Source organism: Luteibacter jiangsuensis, from assembly GCF_030812295.1.
Classification (GTDB): domain Bacteria; phylum Pseudomonadota; class Gammaproteobacteria; order Xanthomonadales; family Rhodanobacteraceae; genus Luteibacter; species Luteibacter jiangsuensis_A.
Window position 1 is genome coordinate 758,512 of sequence record NZ_JAUSSK010000003.1, and the last position, 14,814, is coordinate 773,325.

The 14,814-nt window shown below is 67.3% G+C and carries 10 protein-coding genes; 8 read left to right on the plus strand and 2 right to left on the minus strand.

Annotation, left to right across the window (positions count from 1 at the left end):
- Positions 1–13: 13 nt before the first annotated feature.
- A complete protein-coding gene (locus J2T07_RS13445; protein ID WP_306850592.1) occupies positions 14–1,033 on the plus strand; it encodes an extracellular catalytic domain type 2 short-chain-length polyhydroxyalkanoate depolymerase in 1,020 nt (339 codons plus the stop codon).
- 151 nt (positions 1,034–1,184) lie between these two features.
- The gene (locus J2T07_RS13450) at positions 1,185–4,481 is read left to right on the plus strand and encodes a hybrid sensor histidine kinase/response regulator (RefSeq protein WP_306850593.1); all 3,297 of its coding nucleotides are present in this window, start codon (positions 1,185–1,187) and stop codon (positions 4,479–4,481) included.
- A gap of 16 nt (positions 4,482–4,497) precedes the next feature.
- Here the strand turns inward: J2T07_RS13450 and J2T07_RS13455 are convergent, their stop codons facing one another.
- Positions 4,498–5,151: a response regulator transcription factor gene (locus tag J2T07_RS13455; protein ID WP_306850594.1), complete on the minus strand. Its 654-nt coding sequence runs from the start codon at positions 5,149–5,151 to the stop codon at positions 4,498–4,500.
- A 184-nt stretch (positions 5,152–5,335) separates the two neighbouring features.
- Between J2T07_RS13455 and J2T07_RS13460 the strand changes: the two genes are divergently transcribed.
- The 5 genes from J2T07_RS13460 (at position 5,336) to J2T07_RS13480 (ending at position 11,410) form a co-directional block, all read left to right on the plus strand.
- Positions 5,336–7,093, plus strand: a complete 1,758-nt coding sequence (locus J2T07_RS13460; RefSeq protein WP_306850595.1) for a 3-hydroxybutyrate oligomer hydrolase family protein — start codon at positions 5,336–5,338, stop codon at positions 7,091–7,093.
- A 126-nt stretch (positions 7,094–7,219) separates the two neighbouring features.
- Positions 7,220–7,726, plus strand: coding sequence for a peptidylprolyl isomerase (locus J2T07_RS13465; protein WP_306850596.1), 507 nt, complete (start codon positions 7,220–7,222; stop codon positions 7,724–7,726).
- 280 nt (positions 7,727–8,006) lie between these two features.
- Positions 8,007–9,206, plus strand: a complete 1,200-nt coding sequence (locus tag J2T07_RS13470; protein WP_306850597.1) for an aminotransferase class I/II-fold pyridoxal phosphate-dependent enzyme — start codon at positions 8,007–8,009, stop codon at positions 9,204–9,206.
- 35 nt (positions 9,207–9,241) lie between these two features.
- Positions 9,242–10,222 carry a malate dehydrogenase gene (locus tag J2T07_RS13475; protein ID WP_306850598.1) on the plus strand — a complete coding sequence of 327 codons (981 nt, stop codon included), beginning with the start codon at positions 9,242–9,244 and terminating at the stop codon, positions 10,220–10,222.
- Positions 10,223–10,465: 243 nt separating this feature from the next.
- Positions 10,466–11,410 carry a cation diffusion facilitator family transporter gene (locus tag J2T07_RS13480; protein WP_306850599.1) on the plus strand — a complete coding sequence of 315 codons (945 nt, stop codon included), beginning with the start codon at positions 10,466–10,468 and terminating at the stop codon, positions 11,408–11,410.
- Positions 11,411–11,564: 154 nt separating this feature from the next.
- Here the strand turns inward: J2T07_RS13480 and gnd are convergent, their stop codons facing one another.
- Entirely contained in the window at positions 11,565–12,605 is a 1,041-nt protein-coding gene (gnd, locus tag J2T07_RS13485; protein WP_306850696.1) for a phosphogluconate dehydrogenase (NAD(+)-dependent, decarboxylating), read from the minus strand.
- A gap of 274 nt (positions 12,606–12,879) precedes the next feature.
- Here gnd and J2T07_RS13490 point away from each other — a divergent pair, with 274 nt between their 5' ends.
- Positions 12,880–14,811: a M1 family metallopeptidase gene (locus J2T07_RS13490; protein ID WP_306850600.1), complete on the plus strand. Its 1,932-nt coding sequence runs from the start codon at positions 12,880–12,882 to the stop codon at positions 14,809–14,811.
- Positions 14,812–14,814 lie beyond the last annotated feature (3 nt).

Genomic DNA, 14,814 nt, shown 5'->3' on the forward strand with positions numbered 1-14,814 from the left:
CAAGGGGAATCCCATGCGCCGTCTGTTGCTTGCCTTCGCCTTGCTCGCCGGTGGCGCTTCCGCCGCCGATGCTCCCGCCGCGTTGCCTTCGCTGAAGATCGACGCGTCGCGCGTCACGGTCGCCGGCCTGTCTTCGGGCGCCTACATGGCCACCCAGGCACAGGTAGCCTATCCGGACGTATTCCATGGCGCGGCCCTGGTTGCCGGCGGTCCCTACGGTTGCGCCCGGGGAAAGCTCGACGTGGCCTTGGGTAGCTGCATGAAGGGAACGCCCGTGCCTGATGTCGCCGCACTTGCGGCACAGGCGCAGTCGCGCGCCGCCAAGGGCGAGATCGGTCCGCTGTCGAGGCTCGCCTCGGCCAAGATCTATGCCTTGCATGGCGCGCAGGACGCGCTGGTGGCACCGGCGGTGGGACACGCCTCGGCCGGCTTCTACGATGCGTTGAAGAAGGCCGATCCGTCCCTCGCGGGCATGAGCGTCATCGACGACGGCGACCGCGCCTTCGCCCACAACCTGCCGATCGCGGCCAAGGGCGACGACTGCGGCAAATCCGTCTCGCCCTTTCTCGGCCATTGCGGTTTCGACGCCGCCGGGGAGATCTTCGCGAAGCTTTATGGGAAGCCTTCGCGTGACGCCTCGACGGCACGCGGCGAAGTTCGCGCATTCGACCAGGATGCGTACAGGAAGGACGGCAAGGACGCCTTCCTGGCCTCGACGGGGTACGTGTACCTGCCGCCGGATTGCCTTGCCGGGAAACCCTGCGGCGTGATGGTCGCCTTGCACGGCTGCAAGCAGAACGCGGACCTGGTCGGGAAGGCCTTCGTGGAGGACGCCGGGCTCAACCGCTGGGCGGACGTCTACGACGTGGCGGTCCTGTATCCTCAGACCCGCGCGGTGTTCGCGCCATTGAATCCGCAGGCATGCTGGGACTGGTGGGGATATTCGGGGGAGAACTACGACACACGCGCCGGCGTGCAGTTGCGCTGGCTGGTGGATGCGCTGCGTGGGTTGGGGCTTCCAGCCGTGAAATGAGGCATGTCGCCGCTGAAGCGGCTCCCACAGAAGATCGCCCCATCGCGGGAGTCTCTTCCGGAAGCCCCATCGCGGGGGTTCCCTCTGGAAGCCCGGCCGCTGCAGCCCCCTGTGGGAGCCGCTTCAGCGGCGACGCTCTCGGCCCTCACCCATGAGCCCCTGGATCGTCACCACCGCCGCGGCGCTCTGGTTGTGCATGCTCTTCGCCGTGGCGCTCTTCGGCGAGCGCAAGCCCGCCTTCCTCGAGCGTCGCTGGGCGATCGTCTACGCGCTCTCCCTTGCGATCCACTGCACCTCATGGACCTTTTACGGCACGGTCACCCAGGCCTCGCGTTCGGGATGGTGGCTTCCGCCGACCTTCGTCGGCGCGATCCTGATGTACCTGTTCGCCGTGGGGGTGTTGCGGCGGCTCGTCGTCATGGCCCGCGACTACAACGCGGGATCGGTCGCCGACCTGGTTTCCGCCCGCCTGGGCAGGCATCGCGGGCTTGCGGCGCTGGTCACCGTGGTGATGCTGATCGGCATCGTTCCTTATATCGCCTTGCAACTGAAAGCTGTGGCTATGAGCTACGGCCTGCTCGCTCGTGGGCGTGATGCCGAGGCACCGGCGTGGCAGGACAGCGCCCTCTACGTCGCCCTGCTGATGGCCGCGTTCGCGGTGCTGTTCGGCACGCGCCGCGCCTCGGCCATGGCGCACAACCGTGGCCTCGTCCTCGCCATGGCATTCGAATCGCTGTTCAAGCTGGCCGCGATGCTCGCGCTGGGGACACTGCTGATCGACGCCGCGCCGGACCCGGTCGCGGTCGCGCGCGCCGCGGCCATGCCGCACGACGCCAGCGGCTTTCCCGCCTTGATCCTGCTCGGTGCGCTGGCGATGTTCACGCTTCCGCACCAGTTCCACGCGGGCATGGTGGAATGCCGCGACGTGCGCCACGTGCGTACCGCGAGATGGCTCTTTCCCGCCTACATGCTGCTGATCTCGTTGCCGATCCTGCCCCTGGCGAGGCTGGGTGACGCCACCCTCGCGCCGCTCGGCGTGCCCTCCGATCTCTATGTGCTGGCCTTGCCGCTGTCACGCCAGCAGGGCGGGTTGGCCTTGTTCGCGTTCCTTGGCGGCTTGTCCGCGGCGACCAGCATGGTCGTCGTCGCCACGCTGGCGCTCAGCCTGATGGTGGTGAACCACTTCATCGCTCCGCTGCGCGTGCTTGGCGGCTGGGGTCGCGACGAGCGTGGTGACCTGCGCGGGCAGGTCATCACGCAGCGCCGCGTGGCCATCGTCGTGGTGATCCTTCTCGCCTGGGCGTATAGCCGCATGCTCGCGGGTAACGACGCGCTGGCGGATATCGGCGGCATCTCGTTCTCCGCACTGGCCGGTCTTGCTCCCGCCTTGTTGATCGCCGTCTACCGTCCGCGCACGGGCGCGCGCGCCGTGGGCGCCGGGCTCGTCGCCGGCACCCTGGTGTGGCTGTATGTCGTGCTGCCCGCCCTGGTGGCGCCCGGGCCGGCGTGGGTGGTGGCGGGACCGTTCGGCATCGGTTGGCTGGCGCCGGATCGCCTGCTCGGGCTCGACGACTGGAGCCGCCTCGGCCGCGCCGTGGTATTGGGGCTCGGCGCGAATATCGCCACGATCGCCCTGGTCGCGCCATCGCGCTACGGCCGCGCGGCCTTGCCTTCGGCGGAACTCGGTGGTGTCGACGTCGGTGACCTGCATGCGCTGGCCGCCCGGTTCCTCCCCGAGGAGCGCGTCCATGCCTTGTTTGCCGAGGCACCGTCGCAGGGTGCCGCGGGCGGGGCGCTCGCGGCACTCGTGGAACACGAACTGGCGGCGGTGATCGGGGCCGGCTCGGCCCGCCTGCTATTGCAGGTGGTCCATCGGCAACGGCGGGACGAACTGGACACCGTCGCCGCGATCGTCGGCGAAGCGACCCAGGACCTGCGCTTCAATCAGCGCGTACTCGAAGCCGCCCTGGAAACGATGAGCCAGGGCATTTGCGTGGTGGACGCGGACTTGCGGCTGGTGGCGTGGAACAGACCCTATGCGGAACTCTTCGGCTACCCACCGGGCATGTTGCGCGTGGGTCGCCCGGCGACCGATCTCGTCCGCCATAACGTCGCCAGCGGGTTGATCGGTCTCGGTGACATCGACTCGCGCGTGGAGCGCCGCATCGCGCACATGCGCCGCGGTTCGCCGCACCTCGCCGAACGCCGCTTTCCCGATGGGACGGTGGTGGAAATCCGCGGCAATCCGATGCCGGGTGGAGGGTATGTCGCCACCTTCACCGACGTCACGTCGTTCCGCGAGGCCGAGGACGAACTGATCCGCGCCAACGAAACACTCGAGTTGCGGGTGACCGAACGCACGGTCGAACTGCAGCAGGCGATGGCGGCCGCCCACCAGGCGAACGAGGCCAAGGGCCACTTCCTCACGGCGGTGAGCCACGACCTGCTGCAGCCGCTGCATGCCGCGCAACTCTTCGCCCATGCCTTGCGTTCGGGGCACGGCGACGATGAAACGGCACGGCACCTCGATGGCGCGCTGGCCGCCACGGAGAACCTGCTTGCCGGCCTGCTCGACATCGCGCGTCTCGAAGGCGGCAGGCTGGAGCCACGTGTCGCCGACGTGGCGCTCGCCGACGTCATCGGGCCACTCGCGGCGGAAAGTCGTGCGCTCGCGGTGGAGCGGGGTATCCGCTTCGATTGCGTACCGACCCGTGCGTGGGTGCGTACCGATCCGCAATTGCTGCGCAGGATCGTGCAGAACTTCCTCGCCAACGCCTTGCGCTACGCCGAAGGCGGGCGCGTGCTGCTGGGTTGCCGCCGGGCGGCTGACGGAATACGCATCGAGGTGTGGGATACCGGGCCCGGTATCGCTCCCGGTGACCGCGAGGTGATCTTCGAGGCGTTCCGCCGGGGCGACGCGGCGGCAGGACAAGGCCTGGGTCTGGGGCTTGCCATCGCCGAACGCACGGCAACCCTGTTGGGCCACCCGCTGGCGTTGCGTTCGTGGCCGGGGCGCGGCAGCGTCTTCGCTGTCGTCGCGCCCGGCGCCCCGTACGGCGCGATCGAAGCACCGCCACCGCCTGCACTCGTGGCGGCGATCGCCGGCCACGCGATCGTGGTGGACAACGATCCGGCGGCGCTCGTCGCCACCGCCACGCTCTTGCGAGGCCTTGGTTGGACGGTCGACGCGTTGCGCACCCCCGAAGGTCAGGCGACCGTGCCGGACCTGCTCGTGCTCGACTACCACCTCGACGCGGGACGCACGGGACTCGATGCCTTGCGTGTGTTGCGCGCGCGCTTCGGTGACGTGCCCACGGTATTCGTTACCGCCGACCGCGACATGGACCTGCGCGCACGGCTCCAGGATGCGGGAGGAAGTGTGCTCTACAAGCCGCTGAAGCCACTGGCGATGCGGCAGGCTATGCAACGTCTCGTGGCGAGGGCGTAGCCGCTTCGGCTGTCCGTCAGGGTTCCATCCCGCCGAGGTCCAGCGAACGCAGCAATACGCCCGCCTGCGTACGATTGCGTACCTCCAGTTTCTCGAAGATCGCCGTGACGTGCGCTTTCACGGTGCGTTCCTGCACGCTGAGCCGGTCCGCGATCTGTTTGTTGAGCAGGCCTTCGGCGAGCATGGAAAGCACGCGGAATTGTTGTTCCGTGAGCCGTGACAGGCGGGTGGCGAGGGCGGTGTCGTGGGCATCCGCGGGGAGCGCGGCGACCGCGCGCGCCAGCTCGGCGGGCAACCAGTGGCCGTGGTCCAGCACGTTGCGCACCGCTTCGGCGATGGTTGCGGGATCGGCACTCTTGGGAATGAAACCGGCGGCGCCGTGCGCAAGGACACGGCGCACCACGGACGGCTCGTCGTGGGCCGACACCACCAGCACGGCCACGCCCGGGTATTGTCCGCGTAACGCGGCGAGGCCGGAGAGGCCTCGGCTTCCCGGCATGCGCAGGTCCAGCAGCACGAGGTCGGTGTCGGGCGCGTCGGACAACGCGGCGAGCAGACTCGCCAGGTCCGCCGCGTCGGACACGTCGGCATCGGGCACGGCCGCGGCGGCCGCTTGCCGGAGCGCGGCGCGGAAGAGGGGATGGTCGTCGGCGACGAGGATACGGTTCATCGCTGTCGACGGTAGCGGTGTAACGCGGCTCCGTCGAGTGCGTGTTGCCCTTTCGTACGATGGCGGGTGGCGAGCCGCTTGCTATCGTGCGCCGATGTCACGCATCTTCTCCCTGGCCGTCATCGCCGCCGCTTCGTTCGGTGCCCTCTCCTGCGCGACGGCGCCCGCCACGAGGAAAGAGGCCATGTCCACACCCGACCGCTTCGGCGAAGTACGCGTCACCACGCATCGCGACGGCGACGACCTGTTGAGCGGGGGACTCGGCTTGCGCGGCCTCGCCGGCACCCCGGCGGCATTCGCCCGGCCCGCCGCGCCGACGCCGGCGGAACTTCGCCGACGCGCCATCCAGGGCAGTTGGAAGGGCATCGCGGATCTCGGTCCGCTCGGTGGCTTCGGTACGCTCTATGGACGGATGCCGAGCGTGCCCGGCCGCGAATTCACCGCGTTCGCGACCTTGCCGGGCGTGCGTGTTCCACATCGCGTGCTGGTCCAGGTGCCGGACGATTTCGATCGCACGAAACGTTGTCTCGTCGTCACCGCGTCGTCGGGATCGCGTGGCATCTACGGCGCCATCGCCCTGGCCGGCGGCTGGGGTCTGCCGCGAGGCTGCGCCGTGGCATACACCGACAAGGGCACGGGCGCTGGCTATTTCGACACGGCGGACGGCACCGGCGTCGCGCTGGATGGCACGCGGGCGAAGGCCGGCGAGGCGCCGCTGGAATTCGAGCCTGCGGGAACGGCGCCGCACGCCGGCATCGCGGTGAAGCATGCGCATTCGGGCGACAATCCTGAAGCCGATTGGGGCCGCCATGTGTTGCAGGCCGCGCGGTTCGGCCTGGCCATGCTCGATCGCGCTTTTCCCGATGCGGCGCCGTTCACCGCGGGGAACACGCGCATCATCGCGACGGGCCTGTCCAACGGTGGCGGCGCGGTGTTGCGTGCGGCGGGCGACGACGAGGACGGCATGCTCGCGGCCGTCGTCGCGCTGGAGCCGAACATCCATGTGCCCGGCCATGGCCGGGCCTTCTACGACTACGCCACGGAGGCGGCGCTGCTGCTTCCGTGCGCCCTCGCCGCGCCGGCGTTCGATGGCGTGCCCTTCGCCCGGGTGGCCACGGCCGCGCCGCCAGCCTGGGCCCTGCGCTGCGCGTCATTGAAGGCCCATGGCAAGCTCACCGCGGTGACGCCGGGTGCGCAGGCGTCCGAGGCCCTGGCCATGCTGCGCGCGTCCGGATGGCAGGACGATGCGCTGGCGGTGGGTGCCTCGTCGACCTCGCTCGATCTCTGGCGCGCCGTGACCGCCGCCTACGCATCGGCATACCTCAGGCGACCGGTGGGCCGCATGCCCTGCGGTTTCTCGTACCACGCGCAGTACCCGGGCGTCGGCCTGGCGGACCCGGCCAGCGCGATCGTCCGCGCCGCGTGGTGGGCCGATGGCTCCGGCGTGCCTCCTGGCGCAGGGGTGCTGCTCGCGGGGGGCACCGACCTCTCGCTCGATCCGACCTTGCCCGGCAACCTGTGCCTGCGCGAACTGTGGATAGGGCAGGGGGCGGACGCGCGTGGCTTGCGCCAGGGCGTCGAGGCCACCCTGGCGCGGCTTCCACGTGCGGGCCTGCCGATCCTCGTCGTCCATGGCGCGCAGGACGGCTTGATCCCGGTGGCGTTCAGTTCCGAGCCTTACGTGGCGTGGCTGCGTGCGTCGGGGCGTCTGCCGGTGTTCTGGAAGGTGCCGTATGCGCAGCATTTCGACGCCTTCCTGGCGTTCCCGGATTTCGGCGATCGTCATGTTCCATTGCTGCCGTTCGGATACGCCGCGCTGGACCGTGCCTGGGCCCACCTGGCCGAGGGCAGGCCGCTGCCCGAGGACGCGGCCGTGCGCGAGGCGCGGCCCCGCGGCCCCGGTGCGTTGACCGCGGAAAACCTGGGCTTGCCCTTGCATTGAGGTCTTCGTCACGCCTTCTTGCTTGAACTCTTGGGAATCGGGCGCCATCTTCGGTAGCCTTTGCAGCCCCCTGGCCCGGCCGCGCGAAGCGACCGGGCCGACTTTCAACGAGTTACAGGAATCGCGATGACCATCAACGTCACCATGAAGACGAACAAGGGCGACATTCACCTGCGCCTGCACGACGAGAAGACCCCGGTGACGGTGGCCAACTTCGTCAACCTCGCCAAGCGCGGCTATTACGACGGTCTGTCGTTTCATCGCGTGATCCCCGATTTCATGATCCAGGGCGGCTGCCCGGAGGGTTCGGGCCGTGGCGGTCCGGGTTACCGCTTCGGCGACGAGTTCGACGCCAGCCTCAAGCACGACAAGCCCGGCATCCTGTCCATGGCCAATGCCGGCCCGGGCACGAATGGCTCGCAGTTCTTCATCACGCACGGTGCGACCCCGTGGCTCGATGGCAAGCACAGCGTGTTCGGCGAGGTCGTGGGTCCGGAAGACCAGGCCGTGGTCAACAAGATCGTCGGCGACGACACCATCGAGAAAGTAACGGTCGAGGGTGACGTGGACGCGCTGCTCGAGAAGCAGGCGGCCAAGGTGAAGGAATGGAACGAGGTGCTCGACGCGCGCTGAGGCGGGCGAGGGTGCACCGGTGGAGAACGCCGCCTTCGGGCGGCGTTTTCGTGTCCGGGGATCACCGCTGAAGCGGCTCCCACAGACAGCACGACTTCGTCCACGGGTGCGGCAAGTCTTGTGTGGGAGCCGCTTCAGCGGCGATTGGCGCGTTTGCGCGGCCAGACCGGCCAGGCCCGGTGGGAGCCGACCTTGTCGGCGATCCGCGCGGCGGCGCGGCCAGACCTCCGCACCCCGTGTTAAAATGCCTGCCTTTGCCCATCCCCCCGCCGAGGAAACGATGCCGCAGCTCGCCAAGCGTATGGGTCGCGCCAAGCCCAGTGCGATCATGGTCATTGCCGAAAAGGCCAAGCGCCTGAAAGCCGAGGGGCGTGACATCGTCAGCTTCTCGATCGGTGTGCCCAATTTCCTTCCCGGCGAGCACGTATACGCCGCCGCCCGCGAGGCGCTGGCGAAGGATTCGGGCCAGTACGGCAGCAATCGCGGCGCCGACGCGCTCATCGACGCCTTCCTGGCGCACATCGAAGCCCTGGGTCTCACCGGTTACACCCGCGCCAACGTGACGACCGGCGTGGGTGCGAAGCAGGTGCTCTACAACCTCGCCGAAGCCCTGCTCGACGAAGGCGACGAGATCGCCTTCCCGGCGCCGTACTGGACCAGCTACCTCGACATCGCCGAGATCGTCGGCGCGAAGATCAACATCCTGCCGTGCCCGCCGGAGCAGCACTACAAGCTCACGCCGGCCCAGCTCGACGCCGCGCTGGCCCGCAAGCCGCGTGTATTCCTGTTCAACAATCCGTCCAATCCCACGGGCATGGTCTATACGCGCGAAGAAATCGTCGCTCTGGCCGACGTGATCGCGAAGTACCCGGATACCTGGATCATCACCGACGACATCTACAACACGATGGTGTTCGACGGCGTCGGTTACCACAACTTCGTGCATGTGCGTCCGGAACTGAAGGACCGCGTGATCTTCGTCGACTCGCTGTCGAAGACCTACGGCATGCCTGGCTGGCGGGTAGGCTTCATCGCCGCACCCGAAGCCGTGGCGCTCGCCGTCACGACGCTCAACTCGAATCACATCACCAGCCTGCCGGAAGTGGTCGGTGCCGCGGCCGTCGCCGCGCTTTCCGGTCCACAGGACGTGCCGGCGGCGAAGTGCGTGGAGTTCGCGGCCAAGCGCGATCGCGTGTACAACGCACTGGTTTCCATTCCTGGCGTGGTCTGTCCGCGTCCGCAGGGCGCGTTCTACGCGTTCCCGGACATCTCCGTGGCCTTTGGCAAGAAGCACAATGGCGTGGCCATCGAGTCCGACGTGGACTTCTGCGCCGTGCTGCTGGAAGCCAAGGGCGTGGCCTGCGTGCCCGGCTCCGCGTTCGGCGAGCCGCGTGCGCTGCGCATTTCCTATTCCTGTCCCGACGAGGCACTCGACAAGGGCATGGCCCGTATCGTCGAATTCTTCGCCGAACTGAACTGATCGTCAGTCCCACGATATCCCCGAGGAGTCGAAAGATGAAAGCACCCGTTCGCGTTGCCGTCACCGGCGCAGCCGGCCAGATCGGTTATGCCCTGCTGTTCCGTATCGCCGCCGGCGACATGCTGGGTCCGGACCAGCCGGTGATCCTGCACCTGCTCGAGATCACCCCGGCCTTGCCGGCCCTGCAGGGCGTGGTGATGGAACTCAACGACTGTGCGTTCCCGACGCTGGCCGGCGTGGTCGCCACCGACGACGTGAACGTCGCCTTCAAGGATGTCGACTATGCGCTGCTCGTCGGCGCGCGTCCGCGCGGCCCGGGCATGGAGCGCAAGGATCTGCTGGAAGCCAACGGCGCCATTTTCGGCCCGCAGGGCAAGGCCCTGAACGACCACGCCAAGCGCGACGTGCGCGTGCTGGTCGTCGGCAATCCGGCCAACACCAACGCGCTGATCGCCCAGCAGAACGCCCCGGATCTCGATCCGAAGTGCTTCACGGCCATGGTCCGCCTCGACCACAACCGTGCGCTGTCGCAGCTGGCCGAGAAGACCGGTGCGCACACGACCGACATCAAGAAGGTCACCATCTGGGGCAACCACAGCTCCACGCAGTACCCGGACCTCCACGAGACCACCGTGAAGGGCAAGGCGGCGCTCGAACAGGTGGACCAGGCCTGGTACGCCGATACCTTCATCCCGACCGTGCAGCAGCGTGGCGCGGCGATCATCAAGGCTCGTGGCGCGTCGTCGGCCGCGTCGGCCGCCTCCGCGGCGATCGACCACATGCGCGACTGGACGCTCGGCACGGCCGAGGGTGACTGGGTCTCCATGGGCATCCCGTCCGACGGCTCCTACGGCATCGAGCCGGGCGTGATCTTCGGTTATCCGGTGACGGTCAAGGACGGCAAGTACGCCATCGTCCAGGGCCTTAAGATCAACGAGTTCTCGCAGGCGCGCATCGACGCGACCGACAAGGAACTGCGCGAAGAGCGCGCCGGCGTGCAGCACCTCTTCAGCTGACCGATGGGAGCCGACCTTGGCCATGACGGGTGGGAGTCGACTTTGTCGGCGGTCCCGCGGTAGCGGGCCAGGTTGAGGCGAGCACGCATCGCCGACAGGGTCGGCTCCCACCAAAAGATCGGCTCTTGCCAAAAGGTTGGTCCCACGAACAAAAAGGCCGCGCCGCGAGGCGCGGCCTTTTTGTTTGGTGGGAAGGACTGCTACCTTCCACGTGCGTTCCGAAGGTGGCGAGGAATCCGCTCCATGGCCCACAGTTCACGACTTGTCGTCTATGCCGCGCTCGCGGCCAATGTCGGCATCGCCATTGCCAAGTTCATCGCGGCGGCGGTCAGCGGCAGTTCCGCCATGCTCTCCGAAGGCGTGCATTCGCTGGTCGACAGCATCAACGAGGTCTTGTTGTTGCATGGACTGCGCCGTTCGCAGCGGCGGCCCGACCGGCAGCATCCGTTGGGGTTCGGGAGGGAGCTGTATTTCTGGAGCTTCATCGTCGCTTTGTTGGTACTGGCGCTTGGCGCGGGCTTTTCGCTGTACGAGGGCGTCAACCACATCCTTTCTCCGGACCCGCTGCGCGACCCCACGCTGAACTACGTCGTGCTCGCCGTTGGCGTGCTCTTCGAGGGCACCTCCTGGTGGCTGTCGCTCAAGAGCGTGCAGCGCAAGAAGGGCAAGCTCGGCTACTTCGAAGCGTTCCGCGGCACGAAGGACCCCACGACCTTCTCCGTGTTGTTCGAGGACAGCGCCGCGCTGGTCGGCCTCGCCATCGCGGCGGTAGGCGTGTACCTGTCGCATGCCTTGGGCGATCCGCGCATCGACGGCTGGGCCTCCATCGGCATCGCGGTGGTACTGGCCCTTGCTTCGGTGATGCTGGCGCGAGAGAGCAAGGCCCTGCTCATCGGCGAGCCTGCTCATCCGCACCTGCTCGCCGATGTCTGTGGCATCGCCGGAAAGGTGGAGGGCGTGGAAGCGGTCAACGGCGTGCTCACCGTGCAGGTGGGGCCGGACCATGTGCTGGTGGCGCTATCGGCGGCCTTCGACGACCGCCTCACCACAGTGGAAATCGAGCAATGCGTACGTACGATCGAGGCCCGTACGAAAGAGGCCAAGCTGCCGATCGTGGCGCTGTTCATCAAGCCGCAGACACCGGAAAGCTGGCGTGAGCGCTTGCGCGAACTGGACGGCGAATCCTGACCGGTCGCAAGGACGGGATCGGTCGCAAGGATGAGTCGACCTGGTGGGAGCCGACCTTGTCGGCGATCCCGCGGCAGCGGGCCAGCTTGAGGCAAGCATCCACCGCCGACAGGGTCGGCTCCCACCTGGATCATTCACTCACACGATCACTCACTCAGGAGTGTTCGCCTTCCTTCGGCGGCTTGCCGCGGCCTTCGATGTGCCCACCGAAGCCCATGCGCATCGCCGAAAGCAGGCGTTCGGCATAGGTGTGGTCCTGGCGCGAGCGGAAGCGGGCGAACAGCGCGGAGGTGAGTACCTCGGCGGGGACAGCCTCCTCGATGGCGGCGTTGATCGTCCAGCGGCCTTCACCGGAGTCGTCGACGTAGCCGGAGTAGTTGTCCAGCTCCGGACCCTTGGCCAGGGCGCTGGCGGTGAGGTCGAGCAGCCAGGAGGACACCACGCTGCCGCGGCGCCAGACTTCGGCGATGTCGGCCATGTCGAGTTCGTAGCGCTCGCGCTCGGGCAGGTAGCCGGCGTTGCGGTTCTTCAGGATGTCGAAGCCTTCCGCGAACGACTGCATCATGCCGTACTCGATGCCGTTGTGGATCATCTTGACGAAATGCCCCGCACCCGCCGGGCCGGCATGCATGTAGCCGTTCTCGACGCGCGGGTCGCGGCCTTCGCGGCCTTCGGTACGCGGGATGTCGCCGGCGCCCGGGGCGAGGGTCTTGAAGATGGGGTCGAGGTAGTCGACGGTCTGCTTGTCGCCGCCGATCATCATGCAGTAGCCGCGTTCGAGGCCCCACACGCCGCCGGAGGTACCGACGTCGACATAATGCTGGCCCTTCGCGGCCAGGGTCTCCGCACGGCGGGCGTCGTCCTTGTAGAACGTATTGCCACCGTCGATGACGATGTCGTCCTTGCCCATCAACTCGCTGATCTTGGCGATCGTGGTCTCGGTGATCTCGCCCGCGGGCAGCATGACCCACACCACGCGGGGCGAGGGCAGCGCTTTCACAAGGGCTTCCAGTGACTCGACGGCTTCACCGCCGTCCTTCGCGAGCGCCGCGCGGGCGTCGGGATTGTTGTCGTACACCACGGTCTGGTGACCGTCCCTCATCAGGCGGCGGGCGATATTGCCGCCCATGCGGCCCAGTCCGATCAAACCGATTTTCATGCGTGGGGTCCTCGATGTATGGAACGTGGGGAATATGCGGATGTCCACGCGGGATGCAAGGTATACCTAGGGATGTAAGCGGGCGGCGGCGGGGCCTGGTGTGCGTTTCCAGGCCCGCTGGCATGTTCCGCGTGGGGTCCAGCCAAGAGTGGCTCCGCCAATAGTGCGTTTTGACGCCACGTAAGTCGACCGGTTTCGCCGGATGTGGACGAGAACTGCAAGATCGATCTTCGCCGGCCTGACTTTCGGCAGGGTAGAGGCGGGCTTCGTTTGCCGGTTAGGCTCAGGGGTCGTCCCCTGGGTGTCCCCGATGAAAAACGTTGCCCGCCTGTCACTCGCCGCCATCACCCTCGCGGGGGCGCTAGGCGCCACGGCCGCCACCTTCGATCCGCGCGAGACCTTCGCCCCGTTCACCTATCCGCAGCCCGTCAATGCGTACCGTTCGGGCAGCGGCCTGCCTGGTCCCCTGTTCTGGCAGAACCGCGCGGACTACGACCTCGCCGCCACCCTCGACCCGGTCAAGAACACCATGACGGGCAAGGCGATCATCCATTACACGAACAACAGCCCGGACACGCTGGACGTGCTGTGGCTGCAACTGGACGAAAACCGCTTCACGGCCGATGCCCGTGGCAATTTCACCTCGGGCAAGACGGAGAAGCGCCATACCGACGGCTATCGCATCGCCTCGGTGACGGTGGAGCAGGGTGGGCGGGAGGTTGCCGTGAACCATGTCGTCAGCGATACGCGGATGCAGGTGAGGCTGCCGGTGGCCGTGGCGGCACATGGCGGCAAGGTCTCGCTGACGATCGCATATTCCTACGACCTGCCCGGCGACTTCGGTGGCCGCACGGGCTTCGCTCCGTCGAAGAACGGCAACATCTACGAGATGGCACAGTGGTATCCACGCATGTGCGTCTACGACGACCTGCGCGGCTGGGACACGGCGCCATACCTCAACAGCGAGTTCTATCTGGAGTATGGTGATTTCAACTACGCCATCACCGTGCCTTCGGACATGATCGTCGCCGGATCGGGCGAGCTGGTGAACGCCGAGGACGTGCTCACCGCCGCCCAGCGCGAGCGCCTGGCCAAGGCGCGCGAAAGCGACACGACGGTGATGATCCGGACACCCGCCGAAGTGACCGACCCTGCCAGCCGGCCGAAGAAGGGCGGCACGCTCACCTGGAAGTTCCGCATGAAGAACACCCGCGACGTGGCCTTCGGCGCGTCGACGGCCTATGTCTGGGATGCGGCGCGGATCAACCTGCCGGAAGGCAAGAAGGCGCTGGCCATGTCGGTCTACCCGGTGGAAAGCGTCGGTGACGCGAGTTGGGGGCGTTCCACCGAATACCTGAAGGCGTCCGTGGAGCATTTCTCCAGCAAGTGGTACCCGTATCCCTATCCGGTGGCGATCAACGAAGGCGGTTCGGCGGCAAGCGGCATGGAGTACCCGGGCATCGTCTTCGACCCGATGAAGGCGCCGGCCAAGGCGCTGCACATGGTCACCGCGCACGAGATCGGCCATACCTGGTTCCCGATGATCGTCGGCAGCGACGAGCGCCGTAACGCGTGGATGGACGAAGGGTTCAACACGTTTATCGACGTGTATGAAGCCGACGCCTTCAACCATGGGGAATTCGCTCCCAAGCGCGACGGCGAGTACGCGCCGAAGGGCGGCAATCCCGTCGACGAGATCCTGCCCCTTCTGGCCGACGCGGATGCGCCGCCGCTGTTGATGGGCGCCGACATGGTCAAGGAGAAGTACCGCCACCCGGCGACTTACTTCAAGGCGGCGCTCGGTCTTGTCCTGTTGCGCGAGCAGATCGTCGGTCCGGAGCGCTTCGATCCGGCTTTCCGCAAGTACATCGCCACCTGGGCGTACAAGCATCCCTCGCCTTCGGATTTCTTCCGCCTGATGGAGAGCGAGACGGGGGAGGACCTGGGCTGGTTCTGGCGCGGCTGGTTCGAAAACAACTGGCAGCTGGACATGGCCGTCACGAAGGTCGAGGGGTCGAGCGTCACCGTGGAAAACCGCGACCAGCTCGTCATGCCGGCGACGCTTCGCGTCACCTTCGACGACAAGACGACTCGCGATATCCGCGTGCCCGTGGAGACGTGGCAGCAGCACACGAGTTTCGACGTGAGCGTGCCGGGTGGGCGCAAGGTAGTGCGCGCCCAGATCGATCCGGATCACGCGATTCCCGATCGCGACCGTTCGAACGACACCTGGCCACGTTGACGG

Bases quoted from the DNA above. Each gene is read 5' to 3' on its own strand.
- J2T07_RS13445 (WP_306850592.1), top strand. From the start codon at position 14: ATGCGCCGTCTGTTGCTTGCCTTCGCCTTGCTCGCCGGTGGCGCTTCC.
- J2T07_RS13450 (WP_306850593.1), top strand. From the start codon at position 1,185: ATGAGCCCCTGGATCGTCACCACCGCCGCGGCGCTCTGGTTGTGCATG.
- J2T07_RS13455 (WP_306850594.1), bottom strand. From the start codon at position 5,151: ATGAACCGTATCCTCGTCGCCGACGACCATCCCCTCTTCCGCGCCGCG.
- J2T07_RS13460 (WP_306850595.1), top strand. From the start codon at position 5,336: ATGTCCACACCCGACCGCTTCGGCGAAGTACGCGTCACCACGCATCGC.
- J2T07_RS13465 (WP_306850596.1), top strand. From the start codon at position 7,220: ATGACCATCAACGTCACCATGAAGACGAACAAGGGCGACATTCACCTG.
- J2T07_RS13470 (WP_306850597.1), top strand. From the start codon at position 8,007: ATGCCGCAGCTCGCCAAGCGTATGGGTCGCGCCAAGCCCAGTGCGATC.
- J2T07_RS13475 (WP_306850598.1), top strand. From the start codon at position 9,242: ATGAAAGCACCCGTTCGCGTTGCCGTCACCGGCGCAGCCGGCCAGATC.
- J2T07_RS13480 (WP_306850599.1), top strand. From the start codon at position 10,466: ATGGCCCACAGTTCACGACTTGTCGTCTATGCCGCGCTCGCGGCCAAT.
- J2T07_RS13490 (WP_306850600.1), top strand. From the start codon at position 12,880: ATGAAAAACGTTGCCCGCCTGTCACTCGCCGCCATCACCCTCGCGGGG.